20 protein-coding genes are annotated in these 21058 nt (G+C 31.4%); 17 read left to right on the forward strand and 3 right to left on the reverse strand.

Annotated elements, in window-relative coordinates:
• Nucleotides 1-8: 8 nt before the first annotated feature.
• From aspS to KVH43_RS11375, 3 genes are all read left to right on the forward strand, one after another.
• Nucleotides 9-1790, forward strand: a complete 1782-nt coding sequence (gene aspS / locus KVH43_RS11365; RefSeq protein WP_218282642.1) for an aspartate--tRNA ligase — start codon at nucleotides 9-11, stop codon at nucleotides 1788-1790.
• A gap of 88 nt (nucleotides 1791-1878) precedes the next feature.
• The gene (locus KVH43_RS11370) at nucleotides 1879-2310 is read left to right on the forward strand and encodes a SoxR reducing system RseC family protein (RefSeq protein ID WP_218282643.1); all 432 of its coding nucleotides are present in this window, start codon (nucleotides 1879-1881) and stop codon (nucleotides 2308-2310) included.
• 136 nt (nucleotides 2311-2446) lie between these two features.
• A protein-coding gene (locus KVH43_RS11375) for an IS1182 family transposase (protein WP_420829625.1) occupies nucleotides 2447-3906 on the forward strand; the annotation gives its coding sequence in 2 pieces (ribosomal slippage) (nucleotides 2447-3029 and nucleotides 3029-3906; 1461 coding nt in all).
• A gap of 14 nt (nucleotides 3907-3920) precedes the next feature.
• On the opposite strand, the gene KVH43_RS11380 is transcribed toward KVH43_RS11375, so the two are convergent.
• Nucleotides 3921-4364, reverse strand: coding sequence for a threonine/serine exporter family protein (locus KVH43_RS11380; protein WP_218282644.1), 444 nt, complete (start codon nucleotides 4362-4364; stop codon nucleotides 3921-3923).
• A 2-nt stretch (nucleotides 4365-4366) separates the two neighbouring features.
• Nucleotides 4367-5146, reverse strand: coding sequence for a threonine/serine exporter family protein (locus KVH43_RS11385; RefSeq protein WP_218282645.1), 780 nt, complete (start codon nucleotides 5144-5146; stop codon nucleotides 4367-4369).
• A 213-nt stretch (nucleotides 5147-5359) separates the two neighbouring features.
• Here KVH43_RS11385 and KVH43_RS11390 point away from each other — a divergent pair, with 213 nt between their 5' ends.
• The 14 genes from KVH43_RS11390 to KVH43_RS11455 all read left to right on the forward strand — a co-directional run bounded on the left by KVH43_RS11390 (nucleotide 5360) and on the right by KVH43_RS11455 (nucleotide 19918).
• Nucleotides 5360-6592 (forward strand): serine hydroxymethyltransferase, encoded by a 1233-nt coding sequence (locus KVH43_RS11390; protein ID WP_218284154.1) that lies wholly within the window; start codon nucleotides 5360-5362, stop codon nucleotides 6590-6592.
• A 100-nt stretch (nucleotides 6593-6692) separates the two neighbouring features.
• Nucleotides 6693-8087: a sigma-54 interaction domain-containing protein gene (locus tag KVH43_RS11395; RefSeq protein ID WP_218282646.1), complete on the forward strand. Its 1395-nt coding sequence runs from the start codon at nucleotides 6693-6695 to the stop codon at nucleotides 8085-8087.
• Between the two features lie 243 nt (nucleotides 8088-8330).
• Nucleotides 8331-9374, forward strand: a complete 1044-nt coding sequence (ord, locus tag KVH43_RS11400; protein WP_218282647.1) for a 2,4-diaminopentanoate dehydrogenase — start codon at nucleotides 8331-8333, stop codon at nucleotides 9372-9374.
• Nucleotides 9375-9383: 9 nt separating this feature from the next.
• Entirely contained in the window at nucleotides 9384-9692 is a 309-nt protein-coding gene (gene ortA, locus KVH43_RS11405; RefSeq protein ID WP_218282648.1) for a 2-amino-4-oxopentanoate thiolase subunit OrtA, read from the forward strand.
• On the forward strand, nucleotides 9685-11109 hold the full coding sequence (ortB, locus tag KVH43_RS11410; protein WP_218282649.1) for a 2-amino-4-oxopentanoate thiolase subunit OrtB: 1425 nt from the start codon (nucleotides 9685-9687) through the stop codon (nucleotides 11107-11109). Before ortA ends, ortB begins: the two co-directional genes overlap by 8 nt.
• Before the next feature lie 91 nt (nucleotides 11110-11200).
• The gene (locus tag KVH43_RS11415; RefSeq protein WP_218282650.1) at nucleotides 11201-11578 is read left to right on the forward strand and encodes an ornithine aminomutase subunit alpha; all 378 of its coding nucleotides are present in this window, start codon (nucleotides 11201-11203) and stop codon (nucleotides 11576-11578) included.
• Nucleotides 11578-13806, forward strand: coding sequence for a D-ornithine 4,5-aminomutase subunit OraE (gene oraE / locus KVH43_RS11420; RefSeq protein WP_218282651.1), 2229 nt, complete (start codon nucleotides 11578-11580; stop codon nucleotides 13804-13806). Before KVH43_RS11415 ends, oraE begins: the two co-directional genes overlap by 1 nt.
• On the forward strand, nucleotides 13796-15163 hold the full coding sequence (locus tag KVH43_RS11425) for a GlmL-related ornithine degradation protein (protein ID WP_218282652.1): 1368 nt from the start codon (nucleotides 13796-13798) through the stop codon (nucleotides 15161-15163). The genes oraE and KVH43_RS11425 overlap by 11 nt, the downstream gene beginning before the upstream one ends.
• Nucleotides 15164-15209: 46 nt before the next feature.
• Nucleotides 15210-16274, forward strand: a complete 1065-nt coding sequence (gene orr, locus KVH43_RS11430) for an ornithine racemase Orr (RefSeq protein ID WP_218282653.1) — start codon at nucleotides 15210-15212, stop codon at nucleotides 16272-16274.
• Between the two features lie 95 nt (nucleotides 16275-16369).
• Complete coding sequence (locus tag KVH43_RS11435; RefSeq protein WP_218282654.1) at nucleotides 16370-16651, forward strand: putative Se/S carrier protein; 282 nt, start codon at nucleotides 16370-16372, stop codon at nucleotides 16649-16651.
• Complete coding sequence (locus KVH43_RS11440; RefSeq protein ID WP_218282655.1) at nucleotides 16648-17850, forward strand: glycosyltransferase family 61 protein; 1203 nt, start codon at nucleotides 16648-16650, stop codon at nucleotides 17848-17850. Before KVH43_RS11435 ends, KVH43_RS11440 begins: the two co-directional genes overlap by 4 nt.
• An 18-nt stretch (nucleotides 17851-17868) precedes the next feature.
• Nucleotides 17869-18339 (forward strand): MaoC family dehydratase, encoded by a 471-nt coding sequence (locus tag KVH43_RS11445; RefSeq protein WP_338028344.1) that lies wholly within the window; start codon nucleotides 17869-17871, stop codon nucleotides 18337-18339.
• The gene (locus KVH43_RS11450) at nucleotides 18336-19250 is read left to right on the forward strand and encodes an HpcH/HpaI aldolase/citrate lyase family protein (protein WP_218282657.1); all 915 of its coding nucleotides are present in this window, start codon (nucleotides 18336-18338) and stop codon (nucleotides 19248-19250) included. The genes KVH43_RS11445 and KVH43_RS11450 overlap by 4 nt, the downstream gene beginning before the upstream one ends.
• 5 nt (nucleotides 19251-19255) lie before the next feature.
• Complete coding sequence (locus KVH43_RS11455; protein WP_218282658.1) at nucleotides 19256-19918, forward strand: PglD-related sugar-binding protein; 663 nt, start codon at nucleotides 19256-19258, stop codon at nucleotides 19916-19918.
• Between the two features lie 42 nt (nucleotides 19919-19960).
• Here KVH43_RS11455 and KVH43_RS11460 read toward each other — a convergent pair whose 3' ends face one another.
• Entirely contained in the window at nucleotides 19961-21058 is a 1098-nt protein-coding gene (locus KVH43_RS11460) for a DegT/DnrJ/EryC1/StrS family aminotransferase (RefSeq protein ID WP_218282659.1), read from the reverse strand.

Here is a 21058-nt window from a genome sequence, read left to right on the forward strand (position 1 = left end):
GAGCAAAAATGGCAGAAGCATTAGGAAATATGAAAAGAACGCATATGTGCGGGATATTAAGAACCAATCATATAGAAAGTGAAGTTGTACTTATGGGATGGGTACAAAAAAGACGTGACTTAGGAGGTTTAATATTTATAGATTTAAGAGATCGATCAGGACTGGTACAAATTGTATTTGATAAGGATGTATCAGAAGAGGCATTTATGAAAGCTGAAAAAATTAGAGGAGAGTATGTAATCGGTGTTAAAGGAATTGTAAGAATGAGAGAATCTATCAATAAAAACATTCCAACAGGAGATATCGAAGTATTTGCAAGTGAATTAAAAATATTCTCTGAAGCTCAAACACCACCAATATATATTGAAGATGATGACGAGGTTTCAGAAAATTTAAGATTAAAATATAGATATCTTGATTTAAGAAAGCCAAGAATGCAAAAAAACCTTATGTTTAGACATAAATTAGCAAAAATCACAAGAGATTTTCTAGATGAAAATGGTTTTGTTGAAGTAGAGACTCCTATGCTTACAAAGCCTACTCCTGAAGGAGCAAGAGATTATTTAGTGCCAAGTCGTGTAAATATAGGAAAGTTTTATGCACTTCCTCAATCACCACAATTATTTAAACAGTTATTAATGGTTTCTGGTATGGATAGATATTTTCAAATTGTAAAATGTTTTAGAGATGAAGATTTGAGAGCTGATAGACAGCCTGAATTTACACAGATTGATATTGAGATGTCATTTGTAGATGTTGATGATGTATTGTCTATCAATGAAAGATTAATCCAAAAAATGTTTAAAGAAATGTTAAATATAGAAATTTCTCTTCCTATTCAAAGAATACCGTATCGCGAAGCTATGGGCAGATATGGATCAGATAAACCAGATGTAAGATTTGGATTTGAGTTAAAATGCTTAAATGATGTTGTAGAAAATTGTGGCTTTAAAGTGTTTAGCGATACAGTAAAAAGTGGAGGAGATGTACGAGGAATCAATATAAATGGTTATGCAGATTCATTTAGCAGAAAAGGGATTGGAAAATTAGAGGATTTTGCAAAAACTTATGGAGCAAAGGGTTTAGCGTGGATAAAAATTACAGATGCAGGAGTAAACTCTCCAATTGCAAAATTCTTTACCGATGAAGAAATGAATAAAATCATTGAAAGGTTTGAAGGAAAGATAGGAGATTTAATTTTAATAGTAGCAGATAAATCAAGTGTAGTATATGATGCATTAGGACACTTAAGAGTGGAGATTGCAAAAAAGCTAGATATTTTAGATAAAAATGATTATAAGCTTTTATGGGTAACAGATTTTCCACTATTTGAATATGACGAGGAGGAAGGTCGATACGTTGCAAAACATCATCCATTTACATCACCAAGAGAAGAAGATGTTGAATTATTAGAAACAGAGCCTCATAAAGTACGTGCTAAGGCTTATGATATTGTTCTGAATGGTGTTGAAATAGGTGGTGGAAGCATTAGAATTCATAATAGTGATCTTCAGCAAAAAATGTTTAAAGCTTTAGGTTTTACAGAAGAAGAAGCTATTGAAAAATTTGGATTTTTATTGGAAGCATTTAAATATGGTACACCTCCACATGGGGGAATTGCTTATGGATTAGATAGATTAGTTATGTTACTTACAGGAAATGATAGTATTAGAGAAGTGATTGCTTTCCCTAAAACACAAAATGCTTCATCTCCTATGACAGAGGCTCCATCAATAGTTGATGAAAAACAATTACAAGAGCTTCATATTCAGGTGTCATTAGAAAAATAGAGTGCAGATTTGCACTCTATTTATTTAATATTAAAAATTATTTATTCTGTACTAAAAATGGAGTATAATAAATTAAGGGGTGATAGAAATGATTCAAGTAGGAAAAGTAATTGAAATTTTAGATAATAATAGAGCAAGAGTATTGATGCGAAAACATGCTGCGTGTGGAGAATGTGGGGCTTGTCAGCATGGTCAAGAAAACATGAATTTAAAAATTATAGCTTTTAATGCATCAAATGCTAAGGTTGGAGAGTTAGTTGAAGTAAATTTGGAGACACAAAATGTTTTAGGGGCTGCCTTTATTGCTTATGTTATCCCATTATTTGCTCTTCTTATAGGAATTGGTGGTGGAAGCTATTTCTTGAAAAAATTAGGATTTAAAGATCATATAGAATTATATGCTATGTGTATAGGGTTTCTTTTAACAGCTATAACATATACTGGGATTAGGTTACGAGAAGGCAGCTTTAAAAAGAATAAAAAGTATATGCCTGTTATTTCAAAAATAGTAGGGCAATAAAAATATAGAGACTTAATAAGTCTCAGACTGTTGACAAAGTATAAAAAAGCGAGAATTCTTTTTTTTTCAAAAAGGATTTTCGCTTTTTATGTAGAATAAATATATATAGAATAATTTCCCGAAGGGACTGATTGTATTGTTAACTAAGAATAATGGATACCAAAATAGAATTGAAACTGTTATGATTGAGAACCTAGTTTCTGAAGATCATTTGCTTAGAAAAATCAATAAATATATTAACTTTTCATTTATATATGATTTAGTAGAAGATAAGTATTGTTTAGATAATGGAAGACCATCTATTGATCCAGTTGTTTTATTTAAGATGATGTTTATTGGATATCTTTATGGTATTCGCTCCGAAAGGAGATTAATGGAAGAAATCAAATATAATATTGCTTATAGATGGTTTTTAGGTTATGGAATTACTGATGAGATTCCTCATCATTCTACTATTAGTCAAAATAGAAGACGTAGATTTACAGGTACTGATATATTTGAAAAAATTTTTTCAAATATAGTGAAACAAGCAATAGATAATAATTTGGTATTGGGTAAAATACTATACACTGATTCTACTCATCTTAAAGCTAATGCTAATAAAAATAAGTATGAAGAAAAATATATTAAAGTTGAAGTAAAAGAATATGTTGATGATTTAGAAAATGCAATTAATGAAGATAGAATAAATCATGGTAAAAAACCTCTAAAAAAAAAGAACATGAGCCAGAAATAAAGAGAATTAAATCTAGCATTACAGATCCTGACAGTGGTTTTATGCATAGAGATAGAAAACCCAAAGGTTTCTTCTATCTAGAACACAGAACGGTGGATGCAGAGAATAACATTATTACAGGTGTTAATGTTACTCCTGGTAATATTAATGATGCAACACCTTATCTTCAAATATTAGATGAACAAATTGAAAAATATGGTTTTGAGGTGAAATTTGTAGGACTTGATGCTGGATATTTTACTGCTCCAATTTGTAAAGGTTTAAATGATAGAAATATACAGGGTGCTATAGGTTACAGACTTGGACCACATAAAAAAGGAAAGTTTACAAAAAATAGATTTCAATATGTTGATGAATGGGATGTTATAATGTGCCCAAATCTTTATCCAATGCATTATAAAACTACTACCCGTCAGGGTTATAGGGAATATATCAGTGATAAAAATAATTGCTCTGAGTGTCCATATAAAGAAAAATGCTTATATGATGGTAATGAAACTAGAACAATTAGACTCCATGTATGGGAAAAATATAAAGATAAAGTTAAAAGGTTTACTATGTACGATCAGTTAGGGAAGCGGATTTACAAGAGAAGAAAAGAAACCGTTGAGCGAAGCTTTGCAGATGCTAAACAACTGCATGGGCTTCGCTATGCCCGCTTTCGCGGAATTGAGAAAGTCAAAGAACAATGTCTTATGACAGCAGCAGTACAAAATATGAAAAAGATAGCGATGATACTATCATCTCTATCTTTTAATTCTTTTTTGAATGATTATTCTCATAAAATATTAAGCTACGCTTATTTTATATTTAAAAAAGACAAACCACTGAAATTTTTCAATGGTTTGTCAGCAACCTGAGACTTAATAAGTCTTTATATTTTTTGTTTTTTATTTTCTTTTGATTGAAAAATCATTCGGGTGATAGAGGATACAATAAGGATTGCTGTAGCAATACCACCAGCCACAAACATGGTTTCACTACCAATGGTAGCAAATTTATCAAAATCTTTTTTTATAACTGCAAGCATGGTATAATACATACCAGCACCAGGAACTAGTGGGATGATACCAGGTATAATAAATACAGTAACAGTTTCTTTAAATTTTCTAGCAAATATTTCACTGATTATTGCAACAATACACGCTCCTATAAAAGAAGCAACAATGAGAGAGTGAAATTTTTCATTTGAATAAACATAAGCAATCCAACCAGTACCTCCAACAATAGAGGCTTTAATAATAGCTTTTTTAGGAATATTAAATAATATTGCAAAGCCTAGTGTAGATAAAAAAGAAAAAATAAATTGTAAAAACATTTTTAAATACCTCCAAATATGTATATCCAAGTGTTCATAACAGCACCTACTCCTACTGCAATGGATACAGCAACAATAATAGCTTCTGCAGATCTAGCAACACCTGATAATAATTCACCTGAAATATAATCTCTGATAGCATTGGTTATAGCTACGCCAGGAACCAAAATCATAATAGAACTAATAATTATTTTATCAATATTTATTCCTAGGTTTATATTTACTGACAAAATGGCAAGAAGAGCTGCAATAGCACCACCAATAAAATTTTGAATAAATAGATTTGAATGCAGTCTATCTACAAATGAAACAGCAATATAAATGATCAGTGCAATAAAGAAGGAACTAAAAAAGTCATTGTATGTAGCTCCTAATAAAAGACCGAAAAATGATGAAGCAAAACCAGCTCCAATAATTTTTAACATTCTGGGATATTTTGGAAGTGTATCAATGCTTTTAAGAATATTCATACCTTCTTCAACGGATAGATAGGATGTAGCTAGCTTACGTGAAAAATTATTTACCTGTGAAATTTTATTTAAATCAATGCTCCTAAATTGTATTCTTTTAATAAATGTAAAAGCTTCAGTATCGTTATTTTTATTATCTACAGATACAAATATACCCGTAGGTGTTACGAAGGATTCTACATATGGAATATTGTAAGCATGACATATTCTAATAATTGTGTCTTCAACGCGATAAGTTTCTGCACCGTTTTTAAGCATAATTTCTCCAGCATAGATTGCAAGGGCAAGAATATTTTTCATAGAAGAATGCATTTTAAATCACTCCTTTTATTGAAAACAATTTCAATTATATCAGAATAAAAAAGGGCTTACAATATAGTATAAGTATGTCCTACAAATGCTGAATGTAACAATAACTATTGAAATTTGAATATAATACAAAGCTTGTAAAGTTAGTCTATAAAAATTATAATAAAAGTAGAAGGATTTTGAAAATGACGAATACATAGGGAGGGGTATTTGAAGATGAATTTTGAAAATTTAAAAGATGTAGATGTTGACGTATTTGAAGCCATTCAAAAGGAAATCAAAAGACAGCAAAACAAAATTGAGCTTATTGCATCTGAAAATTTTGTTAGTCCTGCTGTAATGGAAGCTATGGGAAGTCAGTTAACCAATAAATATGCAGAAGGATATCCTGCTAAAAGGTATTATGGAGGTTGTGAATATGTTGATGTTGTAGAAGATTTAGCAATAAATCGTTTAAAGCAACTATTTAATGCAGAACATGCAAATGTACAGCCTCATTCAGGAGCAAACGCTAATTTAGCTGTTTATTTTGCTGTATTAAATCCAGGAGATACAGTTCTAGGGATGAACCTTTCTCACGGAGGACATCTTAGTCATGGAAGTCCTGTAAATATTTCAGGAAAGTACTACAATTTTGTAGATTATGGTGTGAATAAAGAAACAGAAACGATTGATTATGATGAAGTACGAAAAGTAGCTTTGGAAACAAAACCTAAATTGATTGTTGCAGGTGCTAGTGCTTATCCAAGAACTATTGATTTTAAAAAGTTTAGAGCAATAGCAGATGAAGTAGGTGCATACTTGATGGTTGATATGGCACATATTGCAGGTCTTATAGCTGCTGGAATCCATCCAAATCCTTGTGAATATGCACATTTTGTTACGACAACAACGCATAAGACATTGAGAGGACCAAGAGGAGGAGCTATTCTTTGTAAAGAAGAATTTGCAAAAAAAATAGATAAAGCAATTTTCCCAGGAGTACAAGGTGGACCTTTAATGCACGTGATTGCTGCAAAAGCTGTTAGCTTTAAAGAAGCATTAACAGATGAATTTAATCTTTATCAGCAGCAAATTGTAAAAAATGCAAAAAAATTATCTGAAGAATTGATAAAGAGAGATTTTAGATTAGTTTCAGGAGGAACAGATAATCATTTAATATTAATAGATCTAAGAAATAAAAATATAACTGGCAAAGAGGCTGAAAGAAGATTAGATGAAGCAGGTGTAACGGTTAATAAAAATACTATTCCATATGATCAAGAGAGTCCTTTCGTAACAAGTGGTATTCGAATAGGTACACCAGCTGTAACAACAAGAGGGATGAAGGAAGAAGAAATGGTTAATATTGCAAAAATTATTGAAATGATTATAGATCAACCTGAAAAAATAGATGAGGCAAAAAACATGGTAGAAAGCTTGTGTAAAAGATTTCCATTGTATAAATAAAAGTAGACATGGATTTAGTAATACTAAACGTTATAAATATTTATCCAACTTAAATAAAACATGACGCTGTCATGTTTTATTTAATGAAAGGAAGCGTTTTATGAAAGCTTATATAAATGATATATTGGAAACCATTTTAGAATACATTGATGAGGGTGTACACGTAATAGATAATGAAAGAAAAACTATTATATATAATCGAGCGATGACTGAACTTGAGGGTATGAAAAAAGATGATGTATTGAATAAGGATTTTTTAGAAGTGTTTCCAACTCTAGATCAAAATAGCAGTACGATGTTAAAAGCATTGAATAAAGAAGAAAAAATTATCGATCATCCTCAAATATATATGAATAATCATAATCAAGAAGTAACAACTATTAATACAACAGTACCTATTTTTAGTAATAATAAGAAAATTGGTGTTCTTGAGATTGCAAAGAATATTACAAAAGTTAAGCAGTTATCAGATAAAATTATGTCTCTTCAGATGGAATTATCTAAGACAGGAAAGAAAGATATATTTAAAAATAAATTTACTTTTTCAAGCATTATAGGGAATAATAAAAAATTCATTCAAGCTATTGACTATGCAAAAAAAGCAGCTAAGTTTTCATCCAGCGTTTTAATATATGGGGAAACTGGTACAGGAAAAGAGCTAGTGGCTCAGAGTATTCATTATGGGAGTAGCAGAGCAAAAAAGCCATTTTTAGCTCAGAATTGTGCTGCCATTCCAGAGTCTTTGTTAGAAGGAATTCTTTTTGGAACGGTTAAGGGTGGTTTTACAGGAGCTATTAATCGGCCAGGGTTATTTGAACAGGCAAATGGAGGAACAATTTTTTTAGATGAAATAAATTCTATGGGGTTACAGCTTCAGTCAAAGTTATTAAGAGTTTTGCAAGAGGGAACAATAAGAAGAGTTGGAGGGTTAAAAGATATCCCTATTAATGTGAGAATTATAGCAAGTACCAATGAAGAGCCTTATGAATCAATTGAAAAAGGGAAAATTCGGAAGGATCTTTTTTATAGGATTAATGTGATTCCTATTTATTTGCCACCTCTTAGACAAAGGGTAGATGATATAGAAGTTTTAGCAAAATATTTTGTAGATAAATATAATAAAAAATTAAATAAAAAAGTAAAGACAATAGATGGATTTGTGCTAAATGCTTTTAAAAACTACAAATGGCCCGGAAATGTGAGAGAATTAGAGAATATTATTGAAGGTGCTATGAATATTGTTGAAAATGAAAGCATATTAAAAAAAGAACATTTTTCTCCTCAGGCAAATGCAAAAATATTTGCACTTGCTTATGAAAGTCATATTGAGTTAAAAAAGAGTTTGCCTGATACACTAGAAGAAATTGAAAAAAATATTATTATAAAAGTACTAAAATCATGTAATAATAACATTTCAAAGGCTGCTTTAGAACTTGGTATTAAAAGGCAAACATTACAGCATAAATTGAGAAAATATAAAATCACTGTAAAATAAACTGCAAAAATATTTGCATGTACATGCAAATATTTTTGCAGTTTATTTATATATGAAAAAAATAATATCTATAAACGAGAAAATAGTGAAAAAATAATGAATAAATATTCTGAAAATAATAAAAAACGACACTTTATTCTATAAATCTACACAAAATATTTTATTAAAAGTGCTAAATTTTGGCATGAAAATTGCAATGTATAAGTATGTAAAATAAGTAAAAAATTTTCGGAGGTGTTTTAAATGGAAAATGTAAAAGTAATTATTTGGGGCTTAGGTGCAATGGGAAGTGGTATGGCAGAGATGCTCCTTAAAAAGAAAGGTGTTGAAATTGTAGGGGTAGTTGGTAGAGGTAAAAAATTAGGAACAAGTATGTATGATTATTTGTCTGTTGAAAGAGGGGACAGACCTGATGTATTAATAGGAGCATATGATGAAGTGATTACTGAAAAGGCTGCAGATGTAGTATTGCTTTGTACAGATTCTTTTACAAAAAATGCATTTGAAAAAATAAAATTCTGTTTGGAAAAGAAAATCAATGTAATATCAAGTGCTGAAGAAATGGCTTATCCAAAGGCACAAGAACCAGAATTAACAAAAGAAATGGATAGAATTGCAAAAGAAAATGGTGTTACTGTTCTAGGAACAGGAATTAATCCAGGGTTAATGATGGATTTATTGGTGATTGCATTGACTGGAGCATGCGAAGAAGTAGAACACTTAACAGCTAGACGTGTAAATAGTTTATCACCATTTGGACCTGCGGTTATGGAAGAACAAGGAATTGGTCTTACGGTGGAAGCTTTCAACAAAGGTGTTGAAGAAGGCACATTAGCAGGACATGTTGGTTTTGCTGAATCTGTTAATATGATCGCTGATGCAATTGGTTGGAAATTAAGTGATAAAGTAAAACAAACTATGGAGCCAATCGTTACAAGTGTACATAGAAAATCTCCATATGCAGAAGTTCAACCAGGAGATGTAGCAGGTTGTGCTATGAAGGGATATGGATATGTTGATGGAGAATTAAAAATAGAAATGGATCATCCACAGCAAATTGAACCAGAACTCGAAGGGGTACATACAGGAGATTATATCATTATTAAAGGAACACCAAATATTAATATGGCAATCAATCCAGAGGTGCCTGGTGGAATAGGAACAATTGCTATGTGTGTAAATATGATTCCTCATGTAATTAATGCAAGACCTGGACTTAAGACAATGATTGATTTACCAGTACCAAGAGCTATCATGGGAGATATGAGAGATTTAATAGAAAGGTAGGCAGAAAAAATGCAAGTTAAAAAGGGCGAATGGGTAAGAATTCATAATATTGTTTTAGATGCAAAAGAAAGAGCACCACAAGTGCCAGAAGATACTAAAAAAGTTCCATTAGAAGCATGGGTGAAAGGGTTTTTACAACATGATGCACAAATTGGAGATGAAGTCGAAGTAAAAACTATGACAGGAAGGATTGAAAAAGGAAAGCTTATAGAAGTGAATTCAACTTATCATCATAACTATGGTAATTTTGTTCCTGAGCTTCTTCAAATAGGCATAAGCTTGCGAGATATCCTTTGGGGAGGTGAAGCTCATGAGTAGGGACATGAGTTATGAAGGTGTAATGGCTAGAAAAAATGAAATAATGAAAAAAGCCATAGGGATAGATTATAGTATTTTTGAGTCAGGGCATATTCGTTTTGACTATGAAGAAATGATGCGTGAAACAGGATATACTCTTGATGAAATGCAAAAAATTCAAGGGGATACAGGAGTTGGGAATACTCCTTTATTAGAATTAAAAAATTTAACTAAGCTTGCAAGAATGGTATCGCCAGCTGGAAAAGGTGCTAGAATTTTTGTGAAAGATGAAGCGGCTAATCCATCAGGAAGTTTTAAAGCTAGAAGAGCTGCAAATGCAGTATATCATGCGAAAAAATTAGGATATAAAGGTGTTATTGCAGCAACAAGTGGAAATTATGGAGCAGCTGTAGCAAGTCAAGCTGCAATTCATGGACTTAAATGTATTATTGTACAGGAATGCTATGATAGTAAGGGGTTAGGACAACCAGAAATCATAGAAAAGGCTAGAAAATGTGAAGCTTATGGAGCAGAGGTTGTTCAACTAACAGTAGGTCCTGAGTTATTTTATACTTTTTTAAAGTTATTAGAAGAAACTGGATATTTCAATGCTTCTCTTTATTCACCATTTGGTATAGCAGGTGTTGAAACACTAGGATATGAAATTGCTATGCAGTTTAGAGAAAGAGTTGGAAGAGATCCAGATGTGGTTGTATGTACAAATGCAGGTGGAGGAAATTTAACAGGTACGGCTCGTGGTTTATTAAAAGCAGGTGCTGATCATGTAAAAGTTGTAGGAGCTAGTGTAGACCTAACAGGATTACATATGGCTAGTGATGAGCAATTTAATAAAAAATCATTTACCACAGGACATACTGGATTTGGTATACCTTTTGCAACATGGCCAGATAGATCGGATGTACCAAGATCAGCAGCTAGACCTCTTCGATATATGGATAGATATGTTATTGTTACACAAGGTCAAGTGTTTTATATGACAGAAACACTTGCACAAATCGAAGGCTTAGAAAGAGGTCCAGCGGGAAATACTTCATTAGCTGCTGCTTTTAGTATTGCTCAAGAATTGGACGAAGATAAAATAATTGTTGTACAAGAAACAGAATATACAGGAGCTGGAAAACATGTTCAACCACAATTGTCATTTGCAAGAGATAATGGAATAGAACTAAAATTTGGCAATCCAGAAGAAGAAGTTCCTGGTAAAAATATTATTTTACCAGAGCATCCAAGATTGATAAAAGCAAAGGATATAGATTTGAATAAATTAAAGAGATCTTATATTCATCATTGTATTGAGACATATAGTAAAAATGAAATCAGTTCAGCAGATTTAGAATTTTTAGTACAAGATACAAAATCTAGTGTTGAATTTGTAAGGGAAGTTTTAAGTGAAAAGGGAGTTAAAGTGGTGGAATAAACAAAAGAGTAAGAGTAAGTGTAAAATGAGCGATTAATTTTACATTTTCTCTTACTTACTCTATTATTTTATATGAAATGGGGGAAAAGTTTTGAAAGCATATTTAAAAAGAGAAGATGATTTTCAACAAAGAAGAAAGCATTTAGCAAATCTCACTGATGAAGAATTAAAGGAAAGATTTTGGGAATTAGCAGAAAAAGCTGTAGAACCATTATTAGAACTTGCAAGAAAGAATACAACACCATCAATAGAGCGTTCGGTACTTTTAAGAATGGGATTTTCAAGCTTAGAAGCAAAACCATTAGTAGAAGGTGCAATTGAGAGAGGATTAATGGGAAAAGGTGTAGGACATATTGTTTATAGAATTGCTAAAGAGAAAAATATTCCTCTTAGACAAGCAGGGCTTGAAATGATTGAAGGAAAGCATTGGGACGATGCTATAGAAATCTTTAGAGGGGGGGTAGCATAATGAAAAAATTAGATATTAATGAAAAATTAGATATCAGAGAAATTTTAAAGGATCTTGAAAGCTATAGACCAAAGAGAAGAGGATGGACTTGGAGAAAAAAATTAGATAAACTTCAAATTGGACCCCATACATATCATGATTGCTCACCATCTTTAAAGAATTCTATAGGTATCCCTGCCGCAGTACAATACTTTGATAATTTAGATCCTCAACCACAAGAGACAATTACTACTGAAATCGCTTCAGGTAGATTTGAAGATGATATTAGAAGAATGAGAATGGCTGCGTGGCATGGTGCTGACCATATGATGGTAATTAGAACTGCTGGACAATCTCACTTTGATGGATTGATAGAAGGAACACCACAGGGAATAGGGGGTATTCCTGTTACTAGAAAACAAGTTAGAGCACAAAGAAAGGCTTTGGATCTAATAGAAGAAGAAGTAGGAAGACCAATAAACTATCATTCTTATGTTAGTGGTGTTGCAGGACCTGAAGTAGCGGTTATGTTTGCAGAAGAGGGGATAAATGGTGCTCATCAGGACCCTCAGTATAATGTTCTTTATAGAAATATTAATATGGTTAGATCTTTTGTAGATGCGGCAGAGTCTAAAAAAATAATGACATGGGCAGATATGGCACAAATTGATGGTGCGCATAATGCGAATGCAACAGCTAGAGATGCTTGGAAAGTTATGCCTGAATTGATGGTTCAACATGCTATAAATGCAATTTTTTCGCATAAAGTAGGGATGAAGAAAGAAAATATTTGTCTTTCAACTGTACCACCGTCAGCATCTCCTGTACCTTGTATGAAATATGATCTTCCATATGCTGTGGCATTAAGAGATTTCTTTTCTGATTATAAAATGAGAGCTCAACAAAATACTAAATATATCACATCTTCATCAAGGGAAGCTACCGTAACACATGTTTTAAATATGATGATTTCTAAACTTACAAGTGCAGATATTCAATCAACAATTACTCCTGATGAGGGAAGAAATGTTCCGTGGCATTTTAATAATATAGAAGCTTGTGACAATGCAAAACAAACTCTTGTAGGATTAGATGGCTTATTGGAAATGGTAGAGCTTAAAAAAGAGGGCTATTTACCTGAAAAGGTTAGAGAGTTGAAAGAAAGAGCGGTACTTTTCTTAGAAGAATTAATCGAAGTAGGTGGATATTTTGAAGCAGTAGAAAAAGGATTCTTTGTAGATTCTGGTATGTATCCAGAAAGAAATGGTGATGGAATTGGAAGAAAAATGAATGGTGGTGTAGGTGTAGGAACTGTTTTTGAAAGAGATGAAGACTACTTAGCACCTGTAACTGCTCATTATGGTTATAATAATATTGCCCAATATGATGAGACGGCAGTAGATGATCCATCAAAATTAATTGGTGGTTGTACCTTTGAAAAACCTGAAAAAATTATCTTTATTGATGAATTAGATGAAAATGACAATGTATATATGCGTTTAGATGAAAGCGAAAAATATAGGAATTCTAATTTTATTAAGCCTGAGGTAGAATGGTTAGCAGACGGAACTGTTCAAGTTGAATTATTCCTTCCAACAAGTAAGAGAGTTGCTGAATTTGCAGCGTTAGAATTTGCTAAAAAAATGAATCTTTCTGATCCAGAAGTAATTCATTTAGAAATAATGCATCCATCAGAAGGAACAAGAATACAATTAAAGGGAAAAATTGATTTTGATGTTGATATAAGTAAATTAGAAATACCAGAAGAACCAAAAGTTCTTAGTGATGAAGAATTATGGGCTGAAATAGAAAAAAATCCTCTAAAGGTTGTTGCTGCTACTGTAGGAGAAGATGAACATTCTGTTGGACTTCGTGAAATTATTGATATTAAACATGGTGGCATAGAAAAATGGGGTATAGAAGTTGAATATCTTGGAACTTCTTGTCCTGTAGAAAAACTTGTAGATGCTGCAATAGAAACTAATGCAGATGCAATTTTAGCTTCTACAATTATTAGTCATGATGATATTCACTATAAAAACATGAAGAGAATTCATGAATTATGTGTAGAAAAAGGTATAAGAGATAAAGTTATGATTGCTTGTGGAGGAACACAAGTTACACCTGAAATCGCAGTGAAACAAGGTGTAGATGCTGGATTTGGTAGAGGTTCTAAAGGCATTCATGTGGCTACATTCTTTGTAAATAAAAGAAGAGAAATGAGAAGGGAAATGAATAATGAAAATTGATATTTTAGTTGCAGAGATTGGAAGTACTACTACAGTAATCAATGCTTTTTCAAATATACACACTGACTGCCCTAAATTTTTAGGGCAAGGTCAGGCTCCAACAACTGTATTAGATGGAGATGTAACTATTGGGCTGCATGGAGCTATAGAAGATCTTAAAAAAAATTTAAGCATTAATGATTTGATTTATGATGAAATGATCGCAACCAGTAGTGCAGCAGGTGGCCTTAAGATGACAGTTCATGGATTGGTCTATGATATGACTGTTCGTGCTGCTAAAGAAGCCGCGCTAGGTGCTGGCGGTATTATTCATAGTGTTACGGGTGGAAAATTAAGAAAGAGTGATTTGAAAAAAATTAAGGAAATAAAGCCTAATCTGATATTGATTGCAGGTGGTGTAGATTATGGGGAAAGAGACACTGCCCTTTATAATGCAGAACTAATTAGAGAAATGGACATCAATACACCTATTGTATATGCTGGAAATATTGAAAATAGAGATGAGATTATTGAAATATTTAAGGATACACCAAGCAAATTGTATGTTACAGAAAATGTTTATCCAAAAATCGATCAATTAAATGTAGAACCTACGAGAAAGGTTATTCAAGAGGTATTTGAAGAACATATTATACATGCTCCTGGAATGAGCCGAGTAAGAGAAATGGTCAATGGGCCTATTATACCAACACCAGGTGCTGTTATGTTAGCTGCTAAATTGTTAAAGGAAGAAATTGGAGATTTGGTGGTTATTGATGTGGGTGGAGCTACAACGGATGTACATTCAGTTACTGAAGGAAGTGAAGCTGTTAATAGAATATTGATTAGTCCAGAGCCTGTAGCTAAAAGAACTGTAGAAGGTGATTTAGGTGTGTATGTTAATATGAAAAATATTGTTCAGCGGTTAGGGCTTGAAGGATTAAGTAAAAGAATGAAAATATCAGAAGAAGAAGTTCAACGATTAATAGATCATCATAAACCTATTCCTACAGAAGAAATAGAGAAGCGATTTGTTGAAGAATTAACAAAGGAAGCTGTTTTAACAGCTATTAGAAGACATGCAGGACATTTTAGACATTTATATGGACCAGGTGGAAAGAAAACTATTGCAGAGGGCAAAGATTTAACCATGACGCAATACATAATAGGAACTGGAGGAGCTTTAACAAGGCTTCCTAATCGTATAGAGATTATGAAGGAGATAGCCCTTAACAATAAAGGAGATGAATTATTTCCTAAAAAAGGAGCTGAAATATTAGTAGATAATGATTATATTATGGCGTCTCTTGGGGTTTTATCGAAGAGGTATCCAGAAGCTGCCTTATTATTAATGAAAAAAAGTTTACAAATAGACTAGTGAGCCGGGATAAATCCCGGCTGTCAGTTTAAGGGGAGGGAAAAGTATGAATATCTGTCCAAGAATAGAAGTGAACTTAAATAAGATAAGACACAATACTAAAGTATTAAAAGAACTGTGTGAAAAATCAAATATCATGTTAGCAGGTGTAACAAAGGTTTTCTGTGCTATTCCAGAAGTTGCAAAGGAAATCGTAAAGGGCGGAGTAGATATGCTTGCTGATTCAAGAATAGAAAATTTAAAAAAGCTAAAAGATATAAATATTCCAAAGCTTCTCTTAAGGTTGCCTATGAATAGCAGAGTAGAAGATGTAGTAAGATATGCAGATATTAGTCTAAATTCGGAATTAAAAACTATTGAATCACTTTCAAATGAAGCTATTAAACAGAATAAGGTACATAACATTGTATTGATGGTAGATTTAGGTGATTTAAGAGAGGGTGTATGGAGAAGTGATGTAGTTGATACAGTAAAAGAAATATTGAAATTTAAAGGAGTAAAATTAATAGGAATAGGAACAAACTTAACTTGTTATGGAGGAGTAATTCCTTCTAAAGAAAATTTAGGATGGCTTTCAGAATTAGCAAATACTATAGAGAAGGAATTTGGTATTACTTTAGAAATTATATCAGGGGGAAATTCAAGCAGTTTGCATTTACTTGAAAAAGGAGAAATGCCAGAAAAAATTAATCATTTAAGGCCCGGAGAAGCGATTTTATTAGGAAGAGAAACAGCTTATGGTAAAGTGATCAAAGATACTTATCAAGATGCATTTACTTTTGTTGCAGAGATTATTGAGTTGAAGGAAAAGCCATCTATACCTATTGGTGAAATTGGAATGGATGCATTTGGAAACAAGCCAACTTTTGCAGATAAAGGAATTCGAAAAAGAGCTATTCTTGCTGTAGGAAGGCAGGATGTATCTGTTGAAAATTTAATACCTATAGATAAAAACATAGAAATACTTGGAGCAAGTAGTGACCATTTAATTCTTGATGTAACAGATGTTCAAAAAGATTTAAAGGTTGGAGATGAAATACGATTTAATGTTGAATATGGTGCGCTTCTTCAGTTGAGTACATCAGAATATATCCATAAAAGCATTCAATAACCCACACAATGTGGGTTTATTTTTTTGTGAATTTATAGTCAATACAGTAAACTTCAGAATATAATGTATCAAAAACTACTTTGGAGTTGAAAAAAATGGTTTATAGTTATGAAAAATATTTGATTGTTTTTTCATCTAACTATCATGGATATTATATCGAACAAATGTTTAATAGAAATGGAATAAAAAATACTTTAAGGAAAGCTCCTAGAGCTATTGCAAAATCATGTTATTCTGCTATTTATATACAGGAGCAGGATTTGGATAAAGCTTTAAAATTACTTGAAAAATCTAAAATATCTCCACATGGTATATATGAAATTATTAGAATAGGGAGTTTTTTAGATTATAAAAAATTACAAGGAGGAAAAGAATGAGTCAATCTTTCAACACTTTATTTGAAAATAAACAATATAAAGATGCATTAGATTTGTATAACAGTTCTTTTAGCTTGAAAGCTAATTTATATAAAGTTATTACAGTGAAGGATTTTTGCATTGATAACAACTATAATTATTTAGTTGTAGAAAAAGAGAAGCCTAGAGAGATATTGATTCCCTATTATTATGGAAGTAAAGAACCAGAAAAGATAAAAAAGGTTATATCGCCAGAAATATATGTTGCTGAATTAGAGAATGCAAACATTATTGGTGGAAATAGTGCTATTATAGTGAACGATTATTGTTTATACGATATGGCTAAAAGAGATAATCAAGCTAGATATGATCTAAGATGTGAGTCAATTAAAAATATCGATAAGAATTATGCAGTAATAGGATCTATGAATTCAAATGAAGTATTTAAAGAAGCTATTTCTCTAGTTGGAGTTGCACCGTATAATTATTATCACTTTACTGTAGAATTACTTTCTAGGCTTCAATACGTTGATCAATTTGAAGAATATCGTTATATGCCTTTGCTTATAGATGAAATGGGATTTAATATTCCACAGCATCGTGAATTGCTTCATATAATAAATAAATTCAATCATCCTATAATACCTATTAAAAAAAATTATAGGTATAAAATTAAAAAGTTAATTTATCCTTCTTATAATACATGGATGCCTATTAATAAAAAAGCATGGATAAAGTCAAAGCCTGAAGACTATTTAATAGCAGATTCAGCTGTTGAATATATAAGAAATAATGTTTTAAATAATATTAAGTCAAAAGGGCATAAAAAGATCTTTATTTCAAGAAAAAATTGTAAAAATGTAAGATTAATTAATCATGAAGAAGTAGTTGAACTTTTTAAAAAGTATGGCTTTGAAATAATATATCCAGAAAATGCTAAATTTCAACAACAGGTTAAGTTGTTCTCAGAAGCTGAATATATAGCAGGTGTAACAGGATCAGGTTTTACAAATATATTGTATTGTTCTAGTAATGCTAAAGTGCTGTGTATCATTCCTAAAGAGCATGGTTCTTGTTTATATTCAACAATTAGCAAAATATTAGGTTTGAAATGTATTTTTTTAGATGCGAAAGTGATTACTAAGAGGAAAAGAGCTTTTGCTGATCGGAGTAAACTAGATATTAATTATTGCCGTGATTGTTTAAACAATCTGCTATAATAATGCAAAATATTAGAGGTGAGAAAGGTGTCTCAATTTGGTAGATATTATGAAGAATTTACTGTAGGAGAAGTAATCAAGCATGATAAAACAAAGACGATTTTAGAAAGTGATAATAATCTTTTTTCATTACTAACGATGAATCATCATCCAGTACATTTAGATAAAGAGTATTGTAAAGGACAGAGGTATAAACAAATTTTAGTTGTAGGTACACTAGTTTTTAGCTTAGTAGTGGGGTTGACAGTTTCAGATATTAGTGGAAAAGCTATAGCGAATTTAGATTATGAAAAAGTAACGCATAATAAACCTGTGTTTATAGGAGATACATTGCATGCTGAAACAAAAATATTAGATAAAAGAGAGTCAAATAGTAAGAATGATTGTGGCATTATCTATGTAGAAACAAAAGCCTACAATCAAAAAGGAGAAGAGGTATTAACCTTTAGGAGACATGTGTTAATACCTAAAAGGGGATTATTAAAATGAAAAGGAAAGAGTATTTATTAAGAAGCATATTGTTCGTACCAACCTATAAAGAAAAGTTTATTCAAAAAGCAATACACACAGGAGCAGATGCGTTGATTTTAGATTTGGAAGATTCAGTTCCAGAGGTTTATAAACAGAAGGGAAGAGAAATCATAAAAAAATATATCGATAAAGGTGTATTTAAAAATTTGCAAGTATTTGTTAGATTAAATCCTATAGAGAGTAAAATTTTATTGAAAGATTTAAAATATGTGTTGCATGAAGATATTGATGGGTTTATGTTAACAAAAATAAGAACAGCAGAGGATATGATTTATTATGATAAGCTTATTACTCAATTAGAAATAGATAAAAATATTGAAGCTGGACATTTTACATTTATGCCTTTAATTGAAACAACATTAGCAATAATGAATGCATATCATATTGCTAGTGCTTCAGATAGAACTATTGCATTAACTTTTGGAGGAGAAGATTTCTTAAATGATCTAGAAGGATTACATGGAAATCCGCCAAGATGTTTTGATTATCCAAGAGCATATATTGCATTAGCGGCTAGAGCAGCTGGAATTAAGGCAATAGATACCCCTTATTTAGCTGTAAATGATACGAAAGGATTTATAAAAGAAGAATCAGTATCCTTTGAAATGGGATTTTCAGGTTGTCTATTATTACATCCAAAACAGATAGCATTAGCAAACCAATGCTTTGTACCTAGTCCTGAAGAAGTACAAAAATCAAGGGAGATTATAAAAAGCATAGAAGAAGCTAACAAACGGGGTTCTGGAGTAGCTATGCTTGAAAATAAAATGATTGGTCCTCCAATGAAAAAGCGAGCAGAGAAAGTGCTTAGAATAATAGAATTAATTGAACAAAAAGTAAAATTGGAAGTAATGCATGAAGAGAGGTGAATCAATTGGAAAAGAAGATCATTATTTTAGGTGGGGAAGGGAATGGTGGTGTAGTAGCTGCTTGTATTCTTGATATGAATAATCGTTTTAAAAATAAGGAATTAAGACTTTGTGGTTTTCTAAATGATACCTTAAAAATTGGGGAAAAGATTAATGGATATCCTGTAATGGGAAAAACAGATGATATTCAAAAATTTATTAAAGAGGGGTATTATTTTGTTTTTGCTATTCATCCAATTGGACATGGGAAAACAAGAATTGATTTATTTGATCATTTAAATATTCCTGAAGATAGATTATTAACTATTGTACATCCATCATCTTTTATAGCATATAATGCAAAACTATCACCAGGAGTAGTTGTGATGCCGAATTGTTATATTGCTACAAAGACAAAAATTGGAGTATGTACTTTAGTAATGGCAAATAGTGTAATAGGCCATAATAATTGTATAGGGAGATTATGCCATTTTTCTGCTGGATCTGTAACAGGATCTTATATTAATATGGGAGATGCTTCAGATATTGGATTAAATGCAACTGTTTTAGAAAAAATTCAAATAGGTACTTGTTCAGTAGTAGGAGCAGGATCACTAGCAAGAAAAAATATTGGTGATTATGAAATTCATGTAGGCTGTCCAGCAAAGCTTTTAAGAATTTGTAAATAGTAAATCCTCATTGGCAATCAGCTAATGAGGATTTATTTTGCATTAAGACCAAGTATTAAGTGCGTCTATGATATAGTTTAGTTCATTTTCTTGTAGACCATACCATATGGGTAAGCTCAAAACTTCGTTTGAAATTTTTTCTGCTATAGGAAAAGTGCTTTTTTGAAATCCTAAATTTTTATAAGCATTCTGTAAATGTATGGGTATAGGGTAATGAATTAAAGTTTGTATGCCCTTGTTCATCAAGTATTTTTGTAGGTGATCACGTTTATTTGTTCTAATGACAAATAAATGCCATACTGGTTCAGTGTTTTTTTGGATAAATGGTTTGATAATTTTTTTGTTTTTTATATTTTCTAAATAAATATTAGCTATTTTTCTTCGTTCTTTATTCCATGAATCTAAGTATTTTAATTTAACATTTAAAAAGGCAGCTTGGAGTTCATCAAGTCTAGAATTTATACCCATGTATTCATGATAATATTTTTGAGTAGAGCCATAATTTCTAAGAGCAATGATTTTTTGAGCTAATATTTTATCATTTGTTACTACAGCACCTGCATCACCTAATGCACCTAAATTTTTTCCTGGATAAAAGCTAAAACCAGCTGCATCACCAAAACATCCTATTTTTTTATTGAAATATTTAGCTCCATGTGCTTGTGCACAATCTTCAATTAACTTTAAATTATATTTTTTTGATATTTTAATGATTTTATTTATTTCAGCTGGATGACCATATAAATGAACAGCAATAATAGCTTTAGTTTTTTTTGAAATAGATTTTTCTATTAGCTTTGGATTTATATTATAGGTTTTTAAGGTTGGTTCAACAAATATAGGTACAGCTCCAGTATAAGAAACGGCTAATGCAGTTGCTATATAGGTATTTGAAGGGATAATTACTTCATCACCTTTTCCAATATTATATCCTCGTAAAATAAGATATAAAGCATCTAAGCCATTTCCGCAGCCAATACAGTATGGTTGATCACAAAATTTAGCAAAATTTTTTTCAAATTCATTTACATTATTACTTAATATATATTCATTAGATGAAAAGGTCTGATTAAATTTATTCATAATTTCTTCTTTTGTTTGATCATGTATTGGTTTGAGATTAACAAAAGGAATTTTCAA

The organism is Crassaminicella indica, assembly GCF_019203185.1.
In the GTDB taxonomy this organism is placed as follows: Bacteria; Bacillota; Clostridia; order Peptostreptococcales; family Thermotaleaceae; genus Crassaminicella; species Crassaminicella indica.

Excerpts from the sequence above, each read along its gene's own strand:
- aspS (WP_218282642.1), top strand. The coding sequence starts at position 9 with ATGGCAGAAGCATTAGGAAATATGAAAAGAACGCATATGTGCGGGATA.
- KVH43_RS11370 (WP_218282643.1), top strand. The coding sequence starts at position 1,879 with ATGATTCAAGTAGGAAAAGTAATTGAAATTTTAGATAATAATAGAGCA.
- KVH43_RS11380 (WP_218282644.1), bottom strand. The coding sequence starts at position 4,364 with ATGTTTTTACAATTTATTTTTTCTTTTTTATCTACACTAGGCTTTGCA.
- KVH43_RS11385 (WP_218282645.1), bottom strand. The coding sequence starts at position 5,146 with ATGCATTCTTCTATGAAAAATATTCTTGCCCTTGCAATCTATGCTGGA.
- KVH43_RS11390 (WP_218284154.1), top strand. The coding sequence starts at position 5,360 with ATGAATTTTGAAAATTTAAAAGATGTAGATGTTGACGTATTTGAAGCC.
- KVH43_RS11395 (WP_218282646.1), top strand. The coding sequence starts at position 6,693 with ATGAAAGCTTATATAAATGATATATTGGAAACCATTTTAGAATACATT.
- ord (WP_218282647.1), top strand. The coding sequence starts at position 8,331 with ATGGAAAATGTAAAAGTAATTATTTGGGGCTTAGGTGCAATGGGAAGT.
- ortA (WP_218282648.1), top strand. The coding sequence starts at position 9,384 with ATGCAAGTTAAAAAGGGCGAATGGGTAAGAATTCATAATATTGTTTTA.
- ortB (WP_218282649.1), top strand. The coding sequence starts at position 9,685 with ATGAGTAGGGACATGAGTTATGAAGGTGTAATGGCTAGAAAAAATGAA.
- oraE (WP_218282651.1), top strand. The coding sequence starts at position 11,578 with ATGAAAAAATTAGATATTAATGAAAAATTAGATATCAGAGAAATTTTA.
- KVH43_RS11425 (WP_218282652.1), top strand. The coding sequence starts at position 13,796 with ATGAAAATTGATATTTTAGTTGCAGAGATTGGAAGTACTACTACAGTA.
- orr (WP_218282653.1), top strand. The coding sequence starts at position 15,210 with ATGAATATCTGTCCAAGAATAGAAGTGAACTTAAATAAGATAAGACAC.
- KVH43_RS11435 (WP_218282654.1), top strand. The coding sequence starts at position 16,370 with ATGGTTTATAGTTATGAAAAATATTTGATTGTTTTTTCATCTAACTAT.
- KVH43_RS11440 (WP_218282655.1), top strand. The coding sequence starts at position 16,648 with ATGAGTCAATCTTTCAACACTTTATTTGAAAATAAACAATATAAAGAT.
- KVH43_RS11450 (WP_218282657.1), top strand. The coding sequence starts at position 18,336 with ATGAAAAGGAAAGAGTATTTATTAAGAAGCATATTGTTCGTACCAACC.